Consider the following 22,127-nt stretch of genomic DNA (forward strand, 5'->3'; position numbering starts at 1 on the left):
TAAAGGAGCAGCCGATGTCACCAGCCTTACCCCTGGCCCGTCCAGGCCAATCCCAGGATTTGTTGCAGGACCTCATCCGCTACGCACAAGGCTTGCCCGCTGTGCGTACGGGCGTGGTGCATCCTTGCGATGCCGTCAGCCTGGCAGCGGCACTGGAAGCAAAAGCGCTGGGGCTGATAGCGCCTGTGCTGATCGCTCCGCGCAGCAAGCTGGAGTCGGTGGCCCGGCAGGAGGGGCTGGTGCTGGGCGATGTCGAGATCGAGGATGTGCCGCATAGCCATGCGGCTGCGGCAAAAGGGGCGGAGCTGGCGGCTGCGGGAGAGGTGCAGGCGCTCATGAAGGGCAGCCTGCATACCGACGAACTGATGTCCGCCATCCTGCCTTCCAGCGCGGGGTTGCGCACCAAGCGCCGGGTGTCGCATTGTTTCCTCATGCAGGTGCCGACCTATCCGCGCGCGTTCATCATCACGGATGCGGCGATCAATATTGCGCCCGATCTCTTGGCCAAGGCGGATATCGTACAGAATGCCATCGACCTTGCCAGGGTGCTCGGCGTCGAGTCTCCCAAGGTCGCCTTGCTGGCGGCGGTGGAGACGGTTTCCCCACACATGCAGGCGACGATGGATGCGGCCATCCTCTGCAAGATGGCGGATCGCGGGCAGATCAGCGGCGGCGTACTCGACGGGCCGCTGGCGTTTGATAACGCCATTTCTTCCGAAGCTGCGCAGATCAAGGGCATCCATTCCGAGGTGGCAGGCGCGGCCGACATCCTGGTGGCGCCGGACCTGGAAAGCGGCAACATGCTTGCCAAGCAGCTCGAGTATCTTGGCAATGCGCATAGCGCCGGCATCGTCGTCGGCGCGAAAGTGCCGATCGTCCTCACCAGCCGGGCCGACCCCAAGCTGAGCCGGCTGGCATCCTGCGCGGTCGCCGCCATCCTCGCACAGCATTACCGGGGGAATCCACCATGAGCAAGCTGGTGTTGGTGTTGAACTGTGGTTCCTCCAGCATCAAGTTCGGCCTGTTCGACATCGGCCACGCCGAGATTCCGCGCAAGCCGCGCTGGAACGGTAAGGTGGACGGTATTCTTGGCCCCAATCCCAGCTATGGGGACAGCCTGACCAAGCCCCACCAGGTTGAGCTCGGCAGCGAGCATCCCTATTCCGAGGCGTTGCGCTACATCATCGACCGCATGCAGGCGCAACTGCACGGCGACAAGCTGGCGGCGATAGCGCACCGCGTCGTGCATGGCGGCAGCCGCTATTTCAAGCCGGTGCGTGTGGATGAGGAAGTCTTGCGCGACCTGCGCAGCTACATTCCCCTCGCCCCGCTGCACCAGCCTTTTGCGTTGGAGGCGATAGAGCGGTTGCTGGAAATCGACCCCGGCTTGCCGCAGGTCGCCTGTTTCGATACCGCCTTCCACCATACGCTGCCCGAGGTCGAACAGGTGCTGCCATTGCCCTATGCGGCGTTCGAGCGCGGCATCAGGCGCTATGGTTTCCATGGCCTGTCCTACGAATACATGGCTGTGCACCTGCCCGAATTGGCTGGAGACCGGGCCAGCGGGCGGGTGATCGTCGCGCACCTGGGCAGCGGCGCCAGCCTGTGCGGCATGCAGAACCTGCAGAGCGTGGCGACCACCATGAGTTTTTCCGCGCTGGACGGCCTGATGATGGGCACGCGCTGCGGCGCGCTCGACCCCGGCGTGCTGCTGCATATGATGGAGGTGGAACATCTCACGCCTGCGAGGGTAGGGGAGATGCTGTATCACGAGTCAGGGTTGCTGGGCGTGTCCGGCATCGCTTCCGATCCTCGCATCCTCCTCCAATGCGAGGCAGCGGAGCCGCGCGCGCGGCTGGCGCTGGAGTTGTACGTGTGGCGCATTGTGCGCGAGATCGGCGCCATGACGGCGGCGCTGGGCGGGCTGGACATGCTGGTGTTCACTGCCGGGATAGGCGAGCACAATGCGGAAATCCGTCAGCGCGTGACGCAGAACCTGGCGTTCCTGGGCATGCGGCTCGATGACGCCGCCAACCAGTCGCACGCCACGGTGATTTCCTCTGCCGCAAGCGCCATCCCGGTGCTGGTCGCCCTGACCAATGAGGAGTGGCTGGCGGCACGCCACGCACAGGCAGTCCTGCAATCGGGATTGTAAGGCTTTGTAAGCTGCCGCAAAAGTAAAGCGACCGGTATGTAGGGTTGTGTAAATTAGTTTGCGGCAAGCGAAACGGGCAAATAATATTATGCGCAAGAATACAGCTTGATCGTGGCGGTTAAAGTATCGCCAGACTGCTTCCATTTTTCAATTTATGTCTTAAATTCCTATGTCCAGCCCATTATTGAAAACCCTGCGCCCCTGGTTAATCTTGTCTATCGTATTGGCTACTGTTGCGTATGCACTGTGGAAATATGTGCCCTTGTCCTCTTCCAGCAACCAGGGACCTCCAGGGATGGGGCAAGGTATGCCGCCGGGCGGCCCTGGCGGCCCCGGGGCAGGCGGCCCGCGGCCAGGTGGCGGTTTTCCCGGCGGTGGTCGGCGCGGCATGTTCGGGGAGAGCATGCTAGTGAGCGTCGGCGAGGTGGCGCAAGCGCCGCTTTCCGTGCAGCTGGATGCGGTGGGCACGGTGACTTCGCTCAATACCGTGAATGTTACTGCGCGCGTGGAAGGGCAGTTGAGCCGGATATTGTTCACCGAGGGCCAGGAGGTCAAGCAGGGCGACGTGCTGGCCGAGATAGACGCCCGTCCGTATGAGGCCGCGCTCAAGCAGGCCGAGGGCATCGTCAGTCAGTATCGCGCCCAGCTCAAGAATGCCGAGATAGACCTGGCTCGTTACCAGGAGTTGAAGGACGAGGACTCGATCGCGATCCAGACGTTGGATACGCAGGCGGCGCTCGTGCGCCAGTATCAAGGCAACCTGGACAATGCGCTGGGACAGTTAGAGGCAGCCAAGCTGAACCTCGACTTCACCAAGGTACGGGCGCCCATCAGCGGACGCATCGGCCTGCGCCAAGTCGATGTCGGCAACCAAGTCACCGTTAACGCCACCACCCCGATCACAGTGCTGGCGCAGACGCGCCCGATCAGCGTGGTGTTCAGCCTGCCCGAACAGCAGCTTTCCACGGTGAGGCGACAGTTGAAGCAGAACCCCGACAAGCTGGTGGTCGAGGCGCTGGATCGCCAGCGCCAGGTGCGCATCGCCAAGGGCAAGGTGGCGAGCATCGATAACCAGATCGACGTCACCACAGGTACGTTCAAGTTGCGTGCGCGGTTCGATAACGGCGACGACAGCCTGTACCCCAACCAGTTCGTCAATGTGCGCCTGCATGCCGCGGAAGTGACCAATGCGCTGCTGATCCCAAGCGGTGCCTTGCAGCGCGACGACCAAGGGACCTACGTTTATACGATCGATGCCGAGAAAAAGGTAGCCAAGCAGCGTGTCACCGTCGGCATCAGCCAGGCCGAGCAGGTGGAAATACGCCAAGGGCTGAATGCCGGGCAGCGGATCGTCATCGACGGCGTGGACCGGCTGTCGGACGGCATGGTGGTGCGCGTTGCCGGCGAGGATGACGCCCAGCCTGCGGCAGGCGCCCCTGGCGAGCGCAGGCGAGGCCAATGGCAGGGTGGCCAGCCTGGGCAAGCCGGCGGAGACAACCAGAACAGGGCAGGTGCCCAGGGCCCGCGTTCATGAATCCCTCCCGGATTTTCATCGAAAGGCCGGTCGCGACTACGCTGCTGATGCTGGCCTTGCTGATCTCCGGCATCCTGGCCTACCGGCTGCTGCCTGTCGCCTCGCTGCCGGAGGTGGAGTATCCGACGATACAGGTCAAGACGCTGTATCCGGGCGCGAGCCCGGAGGTGATCAACTCCATGATCACGGCCCCGTTGGAAAGCCAGCTCGGCAAGATAGCCGGCCTGGACGAGATGTCGTCCAGCAGCGCGGGCGGCGCTTCGGTGATCACGCTGCGCTTCAATCTCAACACCAGCCTTGGCATTGCCGAGCAGGGCGTGCAGGCGGCGATCAATACCGCTTCCAACCTGTTGCCTAGCGACTTGCCGAGCCAGCCGGTCTACAGCAAGGTCAACCCCGCGGATGTTCCCGTGCTGACCCTGGCGGTGACGTCGGACGCCTTGTCCATGCCCAAGGTGCAGGACCTGGTCGATACGCGTCTGGCGCAGAAAATCGCGCAGATTTCCGGCGTCGGCATGGTGAGCATCAGCGGCGGGCAGCGCCCCGCCGTGCGCGTGAGCGCCAATTCCACGGCATTGGCCTCGTACGGCCTCAGTCTTGAATCCATCCGTACCGCGATTGCCAGTAACAACCTCAATGGCTCCAAGGGCAGCTTCAACGGGGCGACCCGTTCCACCACCATCGATGCCAATGACCAGATGCGCAGCGTGGAGGAGTACCGCAACCTGATACTGAGCTACCAGAACGGTGCGCCGATACGCCTCAAAGACGTAGCGCAGGCTTACGACGGCGCCGAGAACGAATACCTTGCCGCCTGGGCGGACGACAAGCCGGCCGTGATCGTCAATATCCAGCGCCAGCCGGGCGCCAATGTGATTGACGTGGTCGAGCGCGTGCGCGAGCTGTTGCCGGAGCTGGAGGAAAGCCTGCCCGAGAATGTGAAGGTTTCCATCCTGAGCGACCGCAGCCATACCATCCAGGCCTCGGTCAAGGATACGCAGTTCGAGCTGCTGCTCGCGATCGCGCTGGTGGTGCTGGTGACTTTCCTGTTCCTGCAGGATGGCCGCGCGACCCTGATCCCGTCCATCGCCGTGCCCTTGTCGCTGATCGGCACCTTCGGCGTCATGTACCTCTCCGGCTTCTCACTCAACAACCTCACCTTGATGGCCTTGACGATCGCCACCGGCTTCGTCATCGATGACGCCATCGTGATGCTGGAGAACATCGAGCGCTACATCGAGCAGGGCGACAATCCACTGCAGGCGGCATTGAAGGGTTCCAAGCAGATCAGCTTCACCATTATTTCGTTGACGATTTCGCTGGTCGCGGTGTTGATTCCGCTCCTGTTCATGAGCGACATCGCGGGGCGCTTGTTCCGCGAGTTTGCATTGACCCTGGCGATCGCCATCCTGGTGTCGATGCTGATCTCCCTGACGTTGACCCCCATGCTGTGCTCATTGTGGCTCAAGCATGTGCCTGATACAGAGAAAGGCCGGTTCTCCCTGGCCGGCGCGCGCATGATGCAGGGCGTGATCGACCGCTATGGCCGCGCATTGAAATGGGTGCTGGCGCACCAGCTGCTAACGTTGCTGGCGGCATTGGTGACGCTGCTCATCACCGTCTTGCTCTACCTCTATCTGCCCAAGGGGTTCTTCCCAACCCAGGATACCGGGCTGATCCAGGGCATCAGCGAGGCGCCGCAGTCGGTGTCCTTCGCCGCCATGGCGAAGAAGCAGGAGCACCTTGCGCGCGTGATCAAGCGCGACCCTGCGGTGGAAAGCGTGTCATCCTATATCGGGGTGGACGGCACCAATGAGGCGCTCAATACCGGGCGTGTGCTGATCAACCTCAAGCCGCATGCGGATCGGGACGTCAATGCCAGCGAAGTGATCGCCCGCCTCAAACAGGCCACGGCGGACATCCCCGATTTCAAGCTCTACCTGCAGCCGGTGCAGGACTTGACCATAGAGGACAAGACCAGCCGCACGCAGTACCGCTTCCTGCTTACCGATCCTGACATTGCCGTATTGCAGTCGGCGATGCCGCGCGTGATGGAGAAGCTGCGCCAATTGCCGCAGATCACCGACGTTGCGAGCGACCTCCAGGACAAGGGCCTGCAGGCCTACCTGGTGATAGACCGCGACAATGCCGCCCGGCTCGGCGTGACCGTCTCCAATATCAATGCGGTGCTGTACAACGCCTTCGGCCAGCGCCTGATTTCCACCATCTATACCCAGGCCAGCCAATACCGCGTGGTGATGGAAGTGCCGCCTAACTTCCGCAGCGGCCCGGAAGCATTGGCCAATCTCTATGTGCCGGGCAGCAGCACGGATAGTGCGGGCAATACCGTGACCACCCAGGTGCCGCTCAATGCGCTGGTGCGGGTGGAGGAACGCAATACCCTGCTTACCATCAACCATATCAGCCAGTTCCCGGCAGCTACCGTGTCTTTCAACCTGGCGGACCGCGTCGCGCTCGGGGATGCGGTGAGTGCCATCCGCGAGGCGGTTGCCGAGCTGCAATTGCCGGGCAGCGTACAGACCCGTTTCCAGGGCGCCGCATTGGCGTTCGAGGCATCTCTGTCCAATACCCTGTTCCTGATCCTGGCAGCGCTGGTGTGCATGTATATCGTGCTGGGGATACTCTACGAGAGCTTCATCCACCCTGTCACCATCCTGTCCACCTTGCCTTCCGCAACGGTCGGGGCCTTGCTGGCCTTGTGGGTGCACGGGCAGGAGATCGGCATGGTGGCGATCATCGGCATCATCCTGCTGATCGGCATCGTCAAGAAAAACGCCATCATGATGATCGACTTTGCCCTCGCTGCGGAGCGCGAGCAGGGGCTCAAGCCGGTGGACGCGATCTACCAGGCCAGCCTGCTGCGTTTCCGCCCGATCCTGATGACGACGATGGCTGCATTGTTCGGCGCCTTGCCATTGATGTTCGCGACGGGCGCCGGGGCGGAATTGCGCCAGCCCCTTGGTATCACCATGGTGGGCGGCCTGCTGCTGTCGCAGTTGCTGACCATCTTCACCACGCCGGTGATCTACCTGTTGTTCGACCGCCTGGTGCGCCGCCGTACCAGGGTGGAAACCCGCATCAGCGATGCGGACGAGGAACTGGCGTGATGCTGGCGGAAGGTCGCATATGAAGCGCATCATTTCCTGGTCCAAGCTCAGGAGCGACGAGCGCGGGCCTGCCACCCTGTTCATTCTGCGGCCGGTGATGACCTTATTGGTGTCGCTGGGCATGATGCTCGCAGGCTGGCTGGCTTTCGGCCTGCTGCCGATCGCGCCGCTGCCGCAGGTGGATTTCCCCACCATCAACGTCACAGCGTCGCTCGCAGGCGCCAGCCCGGAAACCATGGCTTCCTCGGTGGCGACGCCGTTGGAGCGCAGCCTGGGACGGATCTCCGGCATCAGCGAAATGACCTCGTCCAGCTCGCAGGGCAGCACGTCGATTACCCTGCAGTTCGACCTCGACAAGGATATCGACGTGGCCGCGCGTGAAATACAGGCCGCGATCAATGCCGCTGCGAGCATGCTGCCCAGCGGCATGCCGAACCGGCCCAGCTACCGCAAGATGAACCCAGCGGATATGCCGAGCATGGTGCTCACCATGACCTCGAAGACCAAGAGCATGGGCGAGCTGTACGACCTGGCGTCCAATATGGTGTCACGCAAGATTTCACAGGTGCAGGGCGTGAGCCAGGTCAATGTCGCCGGGAGCTCGCTGCCTGCGGTGCGCGTGGATATCAACCCCGACGCCCTGGTGCAGCAAGGGCTTTCACTGGATTCGGTGCGCAACGTCATCAGCGCCGCCAACGGCAACGGCCCCAAGGGCTATCTGCAGAACGACGAATATAGTTGGCAGCTGGATGCGGACGACCGTTTGCTGCGGGCCAAGGATTACCGCTCGCTCATCATTGCCACCAACAATGGCGCGATCACGCGCCTGAGCGACGTCGCCAAGGTGTACGACTCGGTGGAGGACATCCGCAACGTGGGTTTCCACAACAACCAGCGCGCCATCCTGCTGATGGTGAGCCGCGAGCCGGGCGCCAACATCATCGAAATGATAGACCGTATCCGTACGGAGCTGCCGAGCATCCAGAGCAGCCTGGGCGAGGACATCAAGCTCACCGTGGTCGAGGACCGCAGCCCGAATATCCGCGCCTCCCTGCATGAGGCTGAATTGACGTTGGTGATCGCTGTGGCGCTGGTGATCCTGGTGGTGTTTCTCTTTCTACGGAACGGCCGAGCGACATTGATCCCTGCGCTGGCCGTGCCGGTATCGTTGATTTCGACGTTTGCGGCCATGTATCTTTGCGGGTATTCGCTCAACAACCTCACCTTGATGGCCTTGATCATCTCCACCGGCTTTGTCGTGGATGACGCCATCGTGGTGGTCGAGCATATCAGCAAGCGCATCGAGCAGGGCGAAGCCCCGTTCAGGGCGTCGCTGCGCGGCGCGCGCGAGGTCGGCTTCACCGTGATTTCCATGAGCCTGTCGCTGGTGGCGGTGTTCATCCCGCTATTGTTCATGGGCGATATCACCGGCCGCCTGTTCCGCGAGTTCGCGGTGACGCTCTCGGTCGCAATCCTGCTTTCGCTGTTCGTCTCGCTGACGCTGACGCCGATGCTGTGCGCCTACCTGCTGCGGCGCAAGGACGCCATGGCGATGGAAGGCGAGAACGCTGCAGGCCAGCCCAGGGCGGGCTTGTTCCAGCGCGTACAGCGTCGCTATCGCCGGAGTTTGGCCTGGGCGCTGGATCATTCATTGTGGATGATGGTGATTCTGTTATTCACCATTGCGGTCAACGTCTATCTGTATATCGCAATCCCCAAGGGGATGTTCCCGGACCAGGATACCGGCCGCCTGTTCGGCAATGCCCGCGCTGACCAGGGCGTATCGTTCAATGAATTGCAGAGAAAGCTGGAAGCGTTCCGCAGCATCCTGCTGACCGATCCCGCGGTGGACCAGGTGATGGGGATGTCGGGCAGCGGGCGCGGCCCGGGCGCCTCCAGTAATTCCGGCAACTTCATCATCATCCTCAAGGACATCCATGAGCGCGAGCCTGCGGAAACCATCATTGCACGCTTGAGGCCCAAGCTGGCGCAAGTGCCCGGGGCCTCCATGTTCTTGGTCAACATGCAGGATCTGCGCATTGGCGGCCGCTCTACCGACTCCAGTTACCAGATGACGCTCAAGAGCGACGACATCAAGGACCTGCGCAAGTGGGAAAACAAGGTGCTGGAAACCCTGCAGTCCGTGCCCGAGATCACCGATGTCGGCGGAGGTGGCCGCAGCCGTGCGGTGCAGGTGTACCTCAATATAGACCGCGAGGCGGCCAAGCGCCTGGGCATCGACGTGGAAATGGTGATCGCGCTGTTGAACAACTCTTATGCACAGCGCCAGATTTCCACCATCTACGAGGACCAGAACCAGTACCGCGTCGTCATGGGCGTGGACGACAAATACATGCAGAGCCCCGATATCCTGTCCAGCCTCTATGTGCTGACCACCAGCGGAGCGCGCGTGCCGCTCTCCAATTTCGTGACGCTGGGATACAACACTTCTCCTGCATCGGTGCAGCACGAAGGCCAGTTTGCCTCCATTACCTATTCCTTCAACCTGCCTGAAGGCGGCAATCTGGAAAATGCCAAGCAGCAGATCAGGAACGCACTGGCCGACCTCAAGATGCCGCTCAACGTGCAGGCGACCTTTTCCGGCACGGCCAGCGCCCAGGGCAAGGTGCTCAAACAGATGCCGTGGCTGATTTTGGCTGCGTTGGTCTCGGTCTACATCGTCCTTGGCATGCTGTACGAGAGTTACGTGCACCCGCTCACCATCCTCTCGACCTTGCCTTCTGCCGGCGTGGGCGCCTTGCTGGCCCTGATCCTGTTCGATACGCCGCTGACCCTGATCGCCTTGATCGGCATTATTCTGCTCATCGGCATCGTGAAGAAAAACGCCATCCTCATGATCGATTTCGCGCTGGTGGCGGAGCGCGAGCGCGGCCTGTCGTCCAAGGACGCCATCATGGAGGCCTGTCAGCAGCGCCTGCGCCCCATCCTCATGACTACCATGGCGGCATTGCTGGGTGCCTTGCCGCTCATCATGGGCACTGATGGCGATGCGCCATTGCGCCGGCCGCTCGGTATCGCGATCGTCGGCGGCCTGCTCTTGAGCCAACTGCTCACGCTATACACCACGCCCGTGGTCTACCTTTATTTGGATCGTCTACGCTTGTGGGTGTTGCGTCGCAAGCCCCAGGCTGCAATGTTGGAGAAAATGGAATGAGTCCCTCTTCTGCCAAGCTCGGCATCATCAGCTTGTCCGTACTGTTGTCCGCCTGCATGGTCGGCCCGGATTACCATAGGCCGCAGACTGTGGTGCCTGCGGCATTCAAGCACCAGGAAGGCTGGAGCATCGCCGCTCCAGCGGACGAGGCGCCGAAGGGCGAGTGGTGGGAGCGGTACGGCGATAGCGAACTCAACCAGCTTGTGGCGCGGCTCAACGGCAGCAACCAGACCGTGGCCCAATACGAGGCGCAGTACCGCCAGGCTTTCGCCCTTGCGCAAAGCGCCCGCGGCGCCTTGTGGCCGCAACTGGATGCAACCGTGGGCAAGACCAGGGCGGGGCAGGGCACAGGCAGTTCGACCTCCAGCCAGGCGGTGCAGACCAGCGGCATACGCACGACCTATAACGCAGCCCTCAATGCTAGCTGGGAAATCGATATCTGGGGCCGCCTGCGGCGTACTCTGGAGGCAAACAAGGCAAGCGCCGATGCCAGCATCGCCACCCTGGCGGCGATGCGGCTCAGCATGCAGTCCGAACTGGTGCAGAATTACCTGCAGATCAGGGTGATGGACCAGCAAAAGCGCCTGTTGACGGAAACTGTGGATACCTATCGCCGCGTGGTGCAGCTGACCGAGAGCCAGTACAAGCGCGGCGTGGTGGCGAGCGCCGACGTGGCCGCGGCCACCACCCAGCTCAAGAACGCCGAAGCCGACCTGGTCGACCTGGTCTGGCAGCGCGCGCAGCTGGAAAACGCCATTGCCGTGCTGATCGGGGAGGCTCCTGCGAATTTCAGCGTGGCTGAAAGCGACCAGATGCCGCAATTGCCTATCGTGCCGGCATCGGTGCCCAGCCAGCTGCTCGAGCGCAGGCCGGATGTGGCGGCAGCGGAGCGCTCGGTCATGGCCGCCAATGCCAATATCGGCGTTGCCAAGTCCGCCTATTATCCTAGCCTGACCTTGTCCGCGACGGGCGGCTACCGCAGCAGCACGTTCAACGACTGGATGAGCATGCCGAACCGCTATTGGTCGGTCGGGCCACAGCTTGCCATGACCTTGTTCAACGGCTTGCAGAACAAGTACAACGTCGTGCAATCCGAAGCCAGCTACGATGCTGCGGTGGCAACTTACCGCCAGACGGTATTGACCGCATTCAAGGAGGTGGAAGATTACCTGGTGGCTTTGCATACTCTGGGCGAAGAATCCGCATTGCGCGAGGAATCGGTAACGGCGGCGCGCAAGGCGCTCAAGCAATATACCAACCAATACCGCGTGGGCCTGATCGGCTTCCTGGACGTGGTGACTGCGCAAACCACCGCGCTCAACAGTGAGCGCACCTTGCTGACCTTGCAGCAAAGCCGCCTGATCAGCAGCGTGCAGTTGATTGCCGCGCTGGGCGGGAGCTGGGAAGGCTTGCCGGTACAGGACTGATCGGCGTTTCCTGGCTTTGGACTTGCCCCAGCCATGCTGATCTTGCGAGCTGAATCATATGCCGGCTTGCCTGTCTGACTCTGAAAAGGAGGCAGATGGTCACAATAGATATGAACCCCGGCCATTCATTCACGGATGGGCCGATCCTGGATGAGCTGGCGGCTGAGATACGCCAGTGCAGGCTATGCTCGCCCTATCTCCCGCTTGGGCCGCGCCCCGTGCTGCAGGTCGGCGCTACGGCACGCATCCTGATCGCCTCACAAGCGCCTGGCCGCAAGGCGCATGCATCCGGGCGTCCTTTCACCGATGCGAGCGGCGAAAGGCTACGGGCATGGCTGGGCATGCCGCGCGATGTATTTTATGACCGCAGCCAAGTGGCGATTGTCCCCATGGCATTCTGTTATCCCGGCACCGGCCGGGCCGGTGACCTCCCGCCCAGGCCGGAGTGCGCGGCAGCATGGCGGGCAAGGCTGCTGCAATATCTGCCGCATCTGCAACTGACGCTGGTCATTGGGCAATATGCCATGGCGTACCACTTGCCCCATGCCGGGAGAACCGTCACCGACATCGTAGGCAACTGGCGGCAATATTGGCTCGACACCGTGAGCTTGCCGCATCCCAGCCCGCGCAACAATCTATGGCTGCAGCGCAATCCGTGGTTTGAAACGGAGTTGATTCCGCAGCTGCAGCAGCGCGTCGGCGCCATTCTGCAACAGGGTTAGACGCTTCTGACAGAGTTGTCAGCGATTGGCTGACAGACTGGAGCCGACAGGGTTGCTAGAGTCGGGATTCACTACAATCTGAGCCGGAGATATATCGTGAATATCCTTGACCCGATTATGCATACCCTGATGCCCGAAACGGACCAATACAGTGGCGTGGAGCCGAAAACCCGGGCATTTCTCGAGGAGCTGGCGGCATCCGATAGCAAGCCGGTGGAAGAGTTGAACCCGGAAGAGGCGAGGAAGGTGCTTAGCGACCTGCAGGCCGGCGTGGATGTCGAGCTGGGCGGCGTGACCGTCGAGGAACGGGAAATCGCGATCGAGGGCCACTCCATCCACCTGTTCATCGTCAAGCCGGCGGATATCGCGATTGACCCGCCCGTGGTCATGTTCTTCCACGGCGGCGGCTGGGTGCTGGGCGACTTTCCTACCCATCAGCGCTTGGTGCATGACCTGTGCGTAGCCTCAAACTGTGCGGTGGTCTTCGTCGACTATTCCCGTTCGCCGGAGGTGAAGTACCCTACTGCGATTATCGAATGCTACCTTGCCACCAAATGGGTTGCGCAAAACGGCGCGGAAATCGGTGTTGACCCAGCCCGCCTCGCGGTTGCCGGCAATAGTGCCGGAGCCAACATGGCGACTGTCGTCTGCATGATGGCCAAGGAAAAACGCGAGCCATTCATCAAGCACCAGACCCTGTTCTGGCCCGTGACCGACGCCAGGTTCAATACAGATTCCTACCAGCAATTCGACGATGGCTATTTCCTTACCCGCAACATGATGAGATGGTTCTGGGACAATTATCTCGAGAACAAGGACGCACGCGAGGAGGTTTATGCGTCGCCGCTCAATGCCAGCCTGGAACACCTGGCAGACCTGCCGCCTGCCTTGATCCAGACTGCAGAATTCGATGTCTTGCGTGACGAGGGCGAAGCTTATGCCCACTTGTTGATGGATGCCGGCGTGAGCGTGACCTGTACCCGCTACCTGGGGGCGATTCACGATTTCGGCCTGCTCAACCCGCTTGCCAAGACTCCGCAGGCATACGCCTCCATCATGCAGGCTGCGGGTGAAATCAGGAAACATATCTAGCGTATCATCGTGGACGGAGGGCATCGGCTGTCGGCTGGTTTTAGCCACAGGTTTGACAGGGACGGTGCCTTCTGTTTATGATTGAGTGCATTATGCAAATCCAGCAGTCCACATCATTTGTGTTTTCTTCCCTGGCTTTCCTTAGCCTGGGCCTGCTGCTGCGCTTCGCGCGCATCTAATCCTACCTCTTCCTGCCAGTTAGTTTGTTTTGTCCTCGTCGTTGGAGGGCGGAGCGATATTGTTTGAATTCCGGTTTATTCCAGAAAGTATTTGCATCATGCGTCACACGCCATATCATTTCCGGCAGTTCCGACTGCCCCGCGGTTGTCAGGCCTTGCGTGAGCGGTAGCCTGCCAGCCGTGGTATTGTCATGCCGCTGACCAAAGTGATATATCGAACTGAGACCTTGAGAGAATAATGATGTTAAAGAATCCAAGCAGCAAATACCGCCCGTTTACCCCGATTGACTTGCCCAACCGGCAATGGCCGGCCCGCACCATCACCCAGGCGCCGATCTGGATGAGTACCGATCTGCGCGACGGCAACCAGGCCTTGTTCGAGCCCATGAATGCTGAGCGCAAGATGCGCATGTTCAAGATGCTGGTCGAAATCGGCTTCAAGGAAATCGAGGTGGCATTCCCTTCCGCCTCGCAGACCGATTTCGATTTCGTGCGTACCTTGATCGAGAACGGCCATATTCCCGATGACGTGACCATCGAGGTATTGACCCAGGCTCGCGAGGACTTGATCCGCCGCACGTTCGAATCCTTGCGCGGCGCAAGGCGGGCGATCGTCCATGTCTATAACGCGACTTCCCCTGTGTTCCGCGAGACGGTGTTCCGCACCGACAAGGCCGGGGCCAAGAAGATTGCCACCGATGCTGCCCGCCTCATCAAGCAGCTTGCGGACGAGCGCCCGGAAACCGAATGGGTGTTCCAGTACAGCCCGGAAACCTTCACCGCGACCGAGCTGGATTTCGCCAAGGAAGTCTGCGATGCCGTCACCGACATCTGGCAGGCGACCCCCGAGCGCAAGGTCATCCTCAACCTGCCCGCGACGGTGGAGATAGGCACGCCTAATTATTACGCCGACCAGATCGAATGGATGCACACCAACCTGGCGCGCCGCGACAGCGTCATCATCAGCGTGCACCCGCACAATGACCGCGGTACCGCGGTGGCGGCGGCGGAATTGGCCGTGATGGCGGGCGCGGACCGTATCGAGGGCTGTCTCTTCGGTCACGGCGAGCGCACCGGTAATGTCGATTTGGTGACCCTGGCGCTCAATCTCTATACGCAAGGCGTCGATCCCGGTCTGGACTTCTCCCAGATCAACAGCATTGCCCGCACCGTAGAGGACTGTACCCAGTTGCCGGTGCATGCCCGACATCCCTATGCAGGCGACCTCGTGTTCACGGCATTCTCCGGCTCGCATCAGGACGCGATCAAGAAAGGCTTTGCCGTGCAGCAGCCAAACGATCTTTGGCAAGTGCCTTATTTGCCGATAGACCCGCATGACGTGGGCCGCACCTACGATTCCATCATCCGCGTCAACAGCCAGTCGGGCAAGGGCGGCATCGCCTATTTGCTGGAGTCAGGCTATGGCCTCGCCATGCCGCGCCGCATGCAGGTCGAGTTCAGCGGCGCCGTGCAGCGCCTCACCGACAGCAGCGGGCAGGAAGTGAACGCCGAGGGCATCTGGCAATTGTTCAACGAGGAATATATCGCGGCGGATGAGCCGGTGCGCTATATCGACCATGTGCTCGACGAGCAGGACGATATCCAGCATATCAAGCTCACCGCACGTATCCACGGCGTGGAAACCGTGCTCGAAGGCCGGGGCAACGGCCCGATCGACGCCCTGGCGCAGGCTTTCGGCAGCAAGTTCCGCATCCATGACTACGAGGAGCGCGCCCTCGGCGCGGGCGCTGCCGCCAAGGCGGTTGCGTTTGCCGAGCTGGAGAAGGACGGCCAGCCCGGCACCGTGTATGGTGCGGGGATACACGACAACCTGGTCACGGCCTCCATCCTTGCCGTCATCAGCGGCATCAACCGTTTGTACCAGCGCCTTGATGCGGCTGCGCAGCAGGCATTCCTGCCGCAATGAGTAGTTAGTAGTTAACGCTGACGATCGAAACAAAAAGCCCGCGAATAGTCGCGGGCTTTTTGTTATCTGCTATGTCGCCGGATATAGCGCACGATGATCAGGCGGTGCGCCAGCCATGCTCCTATGCCGCATCCCGCCATGACCGTCACCATCGGGAAGGTCGTACCGTCGTGCAATAGATTGACGAGGCCGCCTGCAATTGTAGCCAGGCCGAACTGCAGCGATCCCATCAAGGCGGACGCCGTGCCTGCCTGCTGGCCGTGGGTAGCCAGCGTGGCTGCGCCCGCATCGGGTCCGATATAGCCGATGCTGGCGACAAAGAGGAAAATGCCGATCAGCAGCAGAGGCAGGGTGATGTGCCCGGTGAGCGACAGGCCCAGCAGCAACACGCCAATGCCGCCAGGCAGCCACAGGGCGCGTGAGAGCAGCACGGTGGCCCTATGCTTTTTCAGGCGCCAGGCGTTGATCTGGCTGACCAGGATCAGCCCCGCGGCGTTCAGTCCGAATATCCAGCCGTAATGCTGTGCTGGGATGTGGTAATACTCGATGAAGACAAAAGGCGAGCCGGCAATATAGGCAAACATCCCGGCACGCGCCAGGCCGCCGCTCAGCGTATAGCCGATGAATCTGCGGTCTACCAGCAGTTTGCCGTAGTTCCGTATGATGCGGCCCAGCGCCAGCGGCGGTTCGTGACGCGTGTCATGGGTTTCCTCGAGCTGGAAATACACCGCAATCAAGCCCAGGATGCCAGCTACGCCCAATGTGATGAACAGGGCACGCCAATCGAACACTGTCACAATCCAGCCGCCGACGAGCGGCGCGAGAATGGGCGCCAGCCCCATCACCAATATCAGCATGGAAAATGCGCGCGCCGCATCATTCGCGCTACAGCGGTCGCGGATGACCGCCATCGCCACCACCATCCCCGCACAGCCGCCCAGCGCCTGCAGAAAGCGCCAGAAAATCAGTTCGGGGATACTGCTTGTGAAGGCGCAACCGAACGAAGCCAGGATATAAATCACCAGCCCGACGAGCAGGGGAGGACGCCGCCCGAAGCGGTCGCTGAGCGGGCCGTAGAACAACTGGCCGATTGCCAGCCCGACAAAATAACTCGCCAGCGTCAGCTGTGCGCTGCCTGCCTGGGCGAGCAGGCTTTTCTCGATCGCGGGAAAGCCTGGCAGGTACATGTCGATGGATAGCGGTGCGAGGCCGGTGAGGACGCCTAGTAGGAGCAGCCAGCCGCTTAGTAAGGAAAGTGAAGAAGTATTGTTTTTTTGCATGAGGGCGGGATATTTGTTTAGGCTTATTATGTGAGTATTATCCAAGCAGTCAGTTTCACTAAGGGCCATAATTACTAGAGGACATAATTCGGGAGGGGTTATGAATGACAAAGAGTTTTTTTATGACATTGCCAAGTTTGAAGTACAGGCTATCTATCAAAGGAATAATTTTCTACTGGTGTTTCAGTCAATGTTGTTTGCAGCAACTGCCTTAATAGCACAGCAATCAGTGTTTTTTTCGATATGGGTCCCTATGGGGCTCGGTTTGGTACTTTCTATTATATGGCTGTATTTGAACTGGCTTACTCAAGTGATTGAGGTCGGGGCGATGAATAAGTTATTAGATATCGATCCGCGTATGGTGGAATTGCTAAAAGCCAGAGAGAGCAATTTCCTATTATCCAAGGGTAGCGTTTCCTTCATCGTTGCGTTTGTTTTTCCAGTGGTCATGCTGGTATGTTGGCTCATAATAATTTTCTTTTATGTAGCGTAGTAGAGGCTAGGTTTTTTGAGATGCAAACAAGGAATTTGCATAAGCAAAAAGAAAGGCACGGTCAAAACCGTGCCTTTGCTTACAATGCCCTGGCAATCAAGGCCTACTGAAAGAAATCCTTCACCTTCGTCATCCAGGATTTGGCCCGTGGGCTGTGTTTCCCGGAATCCTGCTGGTTGATGTCTTCCAGTTCGCGCAACAGCTCCTTCTGACGCTCGGTCAATTTGACAGGCGTTTCCACCACGACATGGCACATGAGGTCGCCTATGTCGCTGCTGCGCAATGGCTTGATGCCTTTGCCGCGCAGGCGGAATACGGCGCCGGTCTGGGTTTCCGGCGGCACTTTCATCTTGGCGTGGCCGTCCAAGGTCGGGATTTCGATCTCGCCGCCTAGCGCCGCAGTGGTGAAGCTGATCGGCATTTCGCAATGCAGGTTGGCGCCGTCGCGCTCGAAGATTTCGTGTTTCTTCAAATGCACCACGACATACAGGTCGCCCGGAGGGCCGCCGTTGACGCCAGCTTCGCCCTCGCCGGAAAGGCGGATGCGGTCGCCTTCGTCCACGCCTGCCGGAATCTTGACCGACAGCGTCTTGTGTTGCTTGACGCGGCCGCCGCCATGGCAGGTCGGGCAGGGTTCCTTGACCATCTTGCCTGAGCCGTGGCACTTGGGGCAGGTCTGCTGCACGGAAAAGAAGCCCTGCTGCATGCGCACCTGGCCGTGGCCGCCGCAGGTGGTGCAGGTGACGGGCTGCGTGCCGGGGCGTGCACCCGAGCCGTGACAGGTCTCGCATTCCGCCATGACGGGGATGCGGATCTTGGTCTCGGTGCCGCGCGCGGCGTCTTCGAGCGAGATTTCCATGTTGTAGCGCAGGTCTGCGCCACGGTAGACGTTGGAGCGTCGGTTGCCGCCGCCTCCGCCGCCGAAAATATCGCCAAAGATGTCGCCGAACGCATCGGCAAAATTGCCGAAGCCGCCGGCACCTGCTCCAGCTCCCGCGCTCGGATCCACGCCGGCATGGCCGTATTGGTCGTATGCCGCGCGCTTCTGGTCGTCGGACAGGATTTCGTAGGCTTCCTTGGCTTCCTTGAAGCTTTCTTCGGCCTTGGGGTTGTCCGGGTTGCGGTCCGGATGGAATTTCATCGCCAGCTTGCGGTAAGCCTTCTTGATGTCATCGTCCGAGGCATCGCGGTTGACGCCCAGTACCTCGTAATAATCTCTTTTTGCCATATTTCTCTACTAACAATAAATGAGGCACAGCAGGGAAAACCCTGTGTGCCTCATGAGGTTACATGGTAAAGGATTTACTTCTTGTCATCCTTGACTTCCTCGAACTCGGCATCCACCACGTCGGCGTCCACGGTCTTTTCCTGCGGCTCGGCTTGCTCGGTACCGGCTTCGGCCTGGCTCGCGGCGTAGACCTTCTCGCCTAGCTTCTGCGAAGCCTCGATCAAGGCGGTGGTCTTGCTCTCGATGGCGTCCTTGTCGTCGCCCTTGACGACATCTTCGAGCTCCTGCACGGCCTTCTCGATGGCTTCCTTCTCGGCGGCGTCGAGCTTGTCGCCGTGTTCGGCCAGGGACTTCTTCACGCTGTGGATCGCGCCGTCGGCGCTGTTGCGCGCGTCGACCAGTTCACGCAGCTTCTTGTCTTCATCTGCGTACTTGGCGGCGTCTTCTTCCATGCGCTTGATCTCTTCATCAGACAAACCGGAGTTGGCCTTGATGGTGATTTTGTTTTCCTTGCCGGTCGCCTTGTCCTTGGCCGATACGTGCAGGATGCCGTTGGCGTCGATGTCGAAAGTGACTTCGATCTGCGGCATGCCGCGCGGTGCAGGCGGAATGTCGCTGAGGTTGAACTGGCCCAGGCTCTTGTTGCCGGAAGCGACTTCGCGCTCGCCCTGCAACACGTGGATGGTCACGGCAGACTGGTTGTCGTCGGCAGTGGAGAACACTTGCGATGCCTTGGTCGGGATCGTGGTGTTCTTCTGGATCAGCTTGGTCATCACGCCGCCCAGGGTTTCGATGCCCAGGGAGAGCGGAGTGACGTCGAGCAGCAACACGTCCTTCACGTCGCCTTGCAGCACGCCGCCCTGGATGGAGGCGCCGACCGCTACGGCCTCGTCAGGGTTCACGTCCTTGCGTGGCTCCTTGCCGAAGAATTCCTTCACTTTTTCCTGTACTTTTGGCATGCGGGTCTGGCCGCCGACCAGGATCACGTCCTGGATGTCGGAAACCTTAACGCCAGCATCCTTCAATGCCACTTCGCAAGGCTTGATGGAGCGCTCGATCAGGTCTTCCACCAGGCTCTCGAACTTGGCGCGGGTGATCTTCACCACCAAGTGCTTGGGCCCCGAAGCGTCAGCCGTGATGTAAGGCAGGTTGACTTCGGTCTGTGTGCTGGAGGAAAGCTCGATCTTGGCCTTTTCGGCAGCTTCCTTCAGGCGTTGTTTTGCCAGCAGGTCGTTGCGAAGGTCGAGGCCGTTTTCCTTCTTGAACTCGTCGGCCAGGAAGTCGATCAGGCGGTTGTCGAAGTCTTCGCCGCCGAGGAAGGTGTCGCCATTGGTGGACAATACTTCAAACTGGTGCTCGCCGTCGATCTCGGAGATTTCGATGATGGAGATGTCGAAAGTACCGCCGCCCAAGTCGTAGACTGCAATCTTGCGGTCGCCTTCCTGCTTGTCGAGGCCGAAGGCCAGCGCAGCCGCAGTCGGCTCATTGATGATGCGTTTGACTTCCAGGCCGGCGATACGGCCGGCGTCCTTGGTGGCCTGGCGCTGTGCGTCGTTAAAGTAGGCTGGCACGGTGATGACGGCCTCGGTGACTTCCTCGCCCAGGTAGTCTTCCGCAGTCTTCTTCATCTTGCGCAGCACTTCCGCGGAGATTTGCGGAGGCGCCAGCTTGCTATCGCGCACTTCCACCCAGGCGTCGCCATTGTCTGCCTTGGTGATGGTGTAGGGCATCAGGCCGATGTCCTTTTGCACTTCCTTCTCATCGAAGCGGCGGCCGATCAGGCGCTTGACGGCGAACAGGGTGTTCTTGGGGTTGGTCACCGCTTGGCGCTTGGCTGGCGCACCAACCAGGATTTCACCGTCTTCCTGATATGCAATGATGGATGGCGTGGTGCGGGCGCCTTCGGCGTTCTCGATCACGCGTGGCTTGCCACCTTCCATCACGGCTACGCAGGAGTTGGTGGTGCCTAAGTCAATACCAATAATTTTTCCCATTGTCTTGATTCCTTGTGTTCTTTTGACTCTAAAAGTGGATAACTATGTTGCCAAAGTGGGGATAGGCGATGCGATTTCAAGCCTGGTTTGCAAAAATCATCTGCAAAATCCCGATGGCAAAGCTGGATGGTTTTATTTTGCAACCATGACCAGCGCCGGACGCAGCACGCGTTCGTTGAGGGTGTAGCCCTTCTGCAGCACGTTGACCACGGTGTTGGCTTCCTCATCGCTTTCAACCGCGCCGATCGCCTGATGCTTGTTGGGGTCGAATTTCTCGCCGACCGGGTTGATCTCGACAATGCTGAATTTCTCGAATACGGAAGTCAGTTGCTTGGCAGTGAGCTCAACGCCGTCGCGATAGCTTTCCAGTGTGGCGGAACCCACGTTCAGTGCGGCATCCAGGCTGTCCTTGACGGCGAGCAGCTCGTTCGAGAACTTTTCCAGCGCGAACTTGCGCGCCTTGTCGATATCATCCGCTGCACGGCGGCGGATGTTTTCGCCTTCCGCCTTGGCATACAGCACGGCGGCTTGCTGCTCGGCCAGCTGGGCTTCCAGTTCGGCAATCCTGTCATCAATCGAACCTGCTGCGCCAGCTTCTTGTGCTGGAGTGGCGGCATTTTCCTGCAGGTCGGTTTCTGGCGTCTTGTCTTCGTGTTGCATGATAGTCCCTGTTGGTGATGATGTAACAACGAAGCAAATGGGGGTATATGCCCGGATTACAAGAGGGGCGGAGTAATTTTATTCGAGCGGGATTGGGTTAACCGGCTAGCGTGCTATTGTGCCGTGATCTGCGCCAAGGCCTCCAGCACGGCATCGACTGTCGGAACCTGGCCTTGTCCGCCCAGGTTGCTGATCTTGTGCTTGTCTTGCGCAAGCACCCCCGTCAGCCGCGGGTCGGTGTCGGTATAGATCGCCACGGTGGGTCGGTTGAGCGCAGCGGCGAGATGCACCAGGCCGGTATCGACGCCGATCGCGGCATGGCTGCTGCCGATCACGGCAGCGAGCCGGGTGAGGGACAGCCGCGGCAACACCACGCAGCCGGGGACGGCGCTGGCAATGCGCTGCGCGCGGGCCTCCTCGATTGCGTTCCCCCAGGGCAGCACCAGTGCCAGGCCTTGACCGAGCAAAGCGTTGCCCAGCTGGGCCCAGTGGTTTTCCGGCCAGAGCTTGGAGTCCCGGCTGGTGGCGTGCAGCCCGGCAATATAACGGCTGGGCAATCCCAGCGCGGCGTCGGGAGCTACGGCATGAATCCTGTAGTCCGGCGGGCTGGATGGAATGGCATAGCCCAGCGCGCGTGCCGCCAGTTCTCGGTTGCGTGCGACTGCGTGCTGGCCGCGTGCCACGGGATGGCGTTGCTGGTAGAGCAGGGCCGCCCAGGATTCCCGCGCGGATGCGCTGTCCTGTCCATGATAGGCGCCGCGGGCTTGCCAGCCGATCAAGGCGCTTTTCAGCAGGCCTTGGGTGTCGATGACATAGTCGTAATCGTGCGCGCGTAACTGGCGCCGCATGTGGCGGATTTCCTGCCAAGTGTTGGCCTGGAACAAGTGCTTGCGCCAGCGCCGGACTGCGACAGTAATGACTTCGCTTACGCTCGGATGCAGCCTCGGAATATCGGCAAAACTTTCTTCCACCACCCAGTCTATCTCCATGCCGGGAAACATGGCCTTGATGTCCGTAATGGCGGGCAGATTGTGGATGACATCACCCAAGGAAGTGGTTTTGATCATGAGCAAACGAGGCATGGGCGGCATTTTCGCATACAATTCAGCTTCTTTTCCCAATTGAAGGCTAGA

15 protein-coding genes are annotated in these 22,127 nt (G+C 60.4%); 10 read left to right on the top strand and 5 right to left on the bottom strand.

The genetic code is table 11. The features are described 5' to 3' along the window. Positions 1-14 precede the first annotated feature (14 nt). The 9 genes from ACWXTG_RS00425 to leuA all read left to right on the top strand — a co-directional run bounded on the left by ACWXTG_RS00425 (position 15) and on the right by leuA (position 15,339). Complete coding sequence (locus ACWXTG_RS00425; protein ID WP_480220334.1) at positions 15-971, top strand: bifunctional enoyl-CoA hydratase/phosphate acetyltransferase; 957 nt, start codon at positions 15-17, stop codon at positions 969-971. After that, positions 968-2,155, top strand: coding sequence for an acetate/propionate family kinase (locus tag ACWXTG_RS00430; protein ID WP_480220335.1), 1,188 nt, complete (start codon positions 968-970; stop codon positions 2,153-2,155). Before ACWXTG_RS00425 ends, ACWXTG_RS00430 begins: the two co-directional genes overlap by 4 nt. 211 nt (positions 2,156-2,366) lie before the next feature. Continuing rightward, complete coding sequence (locus ACWXTG_RS00435) at positions 2,367-3,689, top strand: MdtA/MuxA family multidrug efflux RND transporter periplasmic adaptor subunit (RefSeq protein WP_480220336.1); 1,323 nt, start codon at positions 2,367-2,369, stop codon at positions 3,687-3,689. Beyond that, positions 3,686-6,817 (top strand): MdtB/MuxB family multidrug efflux RND transporter permease subunit, encoded by a 3,132-nt coding sequence (locus tag ACWXTG_RS00440; RefSeq protein WP_480220337.1) that lies wholly within the window; start codon positions 3,686-3,688, stop codon positions 6,815-6,817. Before ACWXTG_RS00435 ends, ACWXTG_RS00440 begins: the two co-directional genes overlap by 4 nt. A 19-nt stretch (positions 6,818-6,836) precedes the next feature. Then, entirely contained in the window at positions 6,837-9,992 is a 3,156-nt protein-coding gene (locus ACWXTG_RS00445) for a multidrug efflux RND transporter permease subunit (RefSeq protein ID WP_480220338.1), read from the top strand. Then, positions 9,989-11,419 (top strand): efflux transporter outer membrane subunit, encoded by a 1,431-nt coding sequence (locus tag ACWXTG_RS00450; protein WP_480220339.1) that lies wholly within the window; start codon positions 9,989-9,991, stop codon positions 11,417-11,419. Before ACWXTG_RS00445 ends, ACWXTG_RS00450 begins: the two co-directional genes overlap by 4 nt. A 95-nt stretch (positions 11,420-11,514) precedes the next feature. Further along, positions 11,515-12,141: a uracil-DNA glycosylase family protein gene (locus tag ACWXTG_RS00455; RefSeq protein WP_480220340.1), complete on the top strand. Its 627-nt coding sequence runs from the start codon at positions 11,515-11,517 to the stop codon at positions 12,139-12,141. 96 nt (positions 12,142-12,237) lie between these two features. After that, positions 12,238-13,233 (top strand): alpha/beta hydrolase, encoded by a 996-nt coding sequence (locus ACWXTG_RS00460; protein WP_480220341.1) that lies wholly within the window; start codon positions 12,238-12,240, stop codon positions 13,231-13,233. Positions 13,234-13,653: 420 nt separating this feature from the next. Further along, on the top strand, positions 13,654-15,339 hold the full coding sequence (gene leuA / locus ACWXTG_RS00465; RefSeq protein ID WP_480221250.1) for a 2-isopropylmalate synthase: 1,686 nt from the start codon (positions 13,654-13,656) through the stop codon (positions 15,337-15,339). Positions 15,340-15,401: 62 nt separating this feature from the next. Here leuA and ACWXTG_RS00470 read toward each other — a convergent pair whose 3' ends face one another. Next, positions 15,402-16,619 carry a Bcr/CflA family multidrug efflux MFS transporter gene (locus ACWXTG_RS00470; RefSeq protein ID WP_480220342.1) on the bottom strand — a complete coding sequence of 406 codons (1,218 nt, stop codon included), beginning with the start codon at positions 16,617-16,619 and terminating at the stop codon, positions 15,402-15,404. Positions 16,620-16,719: 100 nt separating this feature from the next. On the opposite strand from ACWXTG_RS00470, the gene ACWXTG_RS00475 reads away from it, so the two are divergent. Further along, positions 16,720-17,112 (top strand): RipA family octameric membrane protein, encoded by a 393-nt coding sequence (locus ACWXTG_RS00475; protein WP_480220343.1) that lies wholly within the window; start codon positions 16,720-16,722, stop codon positions 17,110-17,112. Positions 17,113-17,215: 103 nt separating this feature from the next. Here ACWXTG_RS00475 and dnaJ read toward each other — a convergent pair whose 3' ends face one another. The 4 genes from dnaJ to waaC all read right to left on the bottom strand — a co-directional run bounded on the left by dnaJ (position 17,216) and on the right by waaC (position 22,061). Then, the gene (gene dnaJ, locus ACWXTG_RS00480) at positions 17,216-18,340 is read right to left on the bottom strand and encodes a molecular chaperone DnaJ (RefSeq protein ID WP_480220344.1); all 1,125 of its coding nucleotides are present in this window, start codon (positions 18,338-18,340) and stop codon (positions 17,216-17,218) included. Positions 18,341-18,414: 74 nt separating this feature from the next. After that, positions 18,415-20,334, bottom strand: a complete 1,920-nt coding sequence (dnaK, locus tag ACWXTG_RS00485; RefSeq protein WP_480220345.1) for a molecular chaperone DnaK — start codon at positions 20,332-20,334, stop codon at positions 18,415-18,417. A 132-nt stretch (positions 20,335-20,466) separates the two neighbouring features. Next, a complete protein-coding gene (gene grpE / locus ACWXTG_RS00490; protein WP_480220346.1) occupies positions 20,467-20,994 on the bottom strand; it encodes a nucleotide exchange factor GrpE in 528 nt (175 codons plus the stop codon). Positions 20,995-21,107: 113 nt separating this feature from the next. Beyond that, the gene (gene waaC / locus ACWXTG_RS00495; protein WP_480220347.1) at positions 21,108-22,061 is read right to left on the bottom strand and encodes a lipopolysaccharide heptosyltransferase I; all 954 of its coding nucleotides are present in this window, start codon (positions 22,059-22,061) and stop codon (positions 21,108-21,110) included. Positions 22,062-22,127 lie beyond the last annotated feature (66 nt).

The organism is Methylobacillus sp. DLP286 (assembly GCF_056636515.1).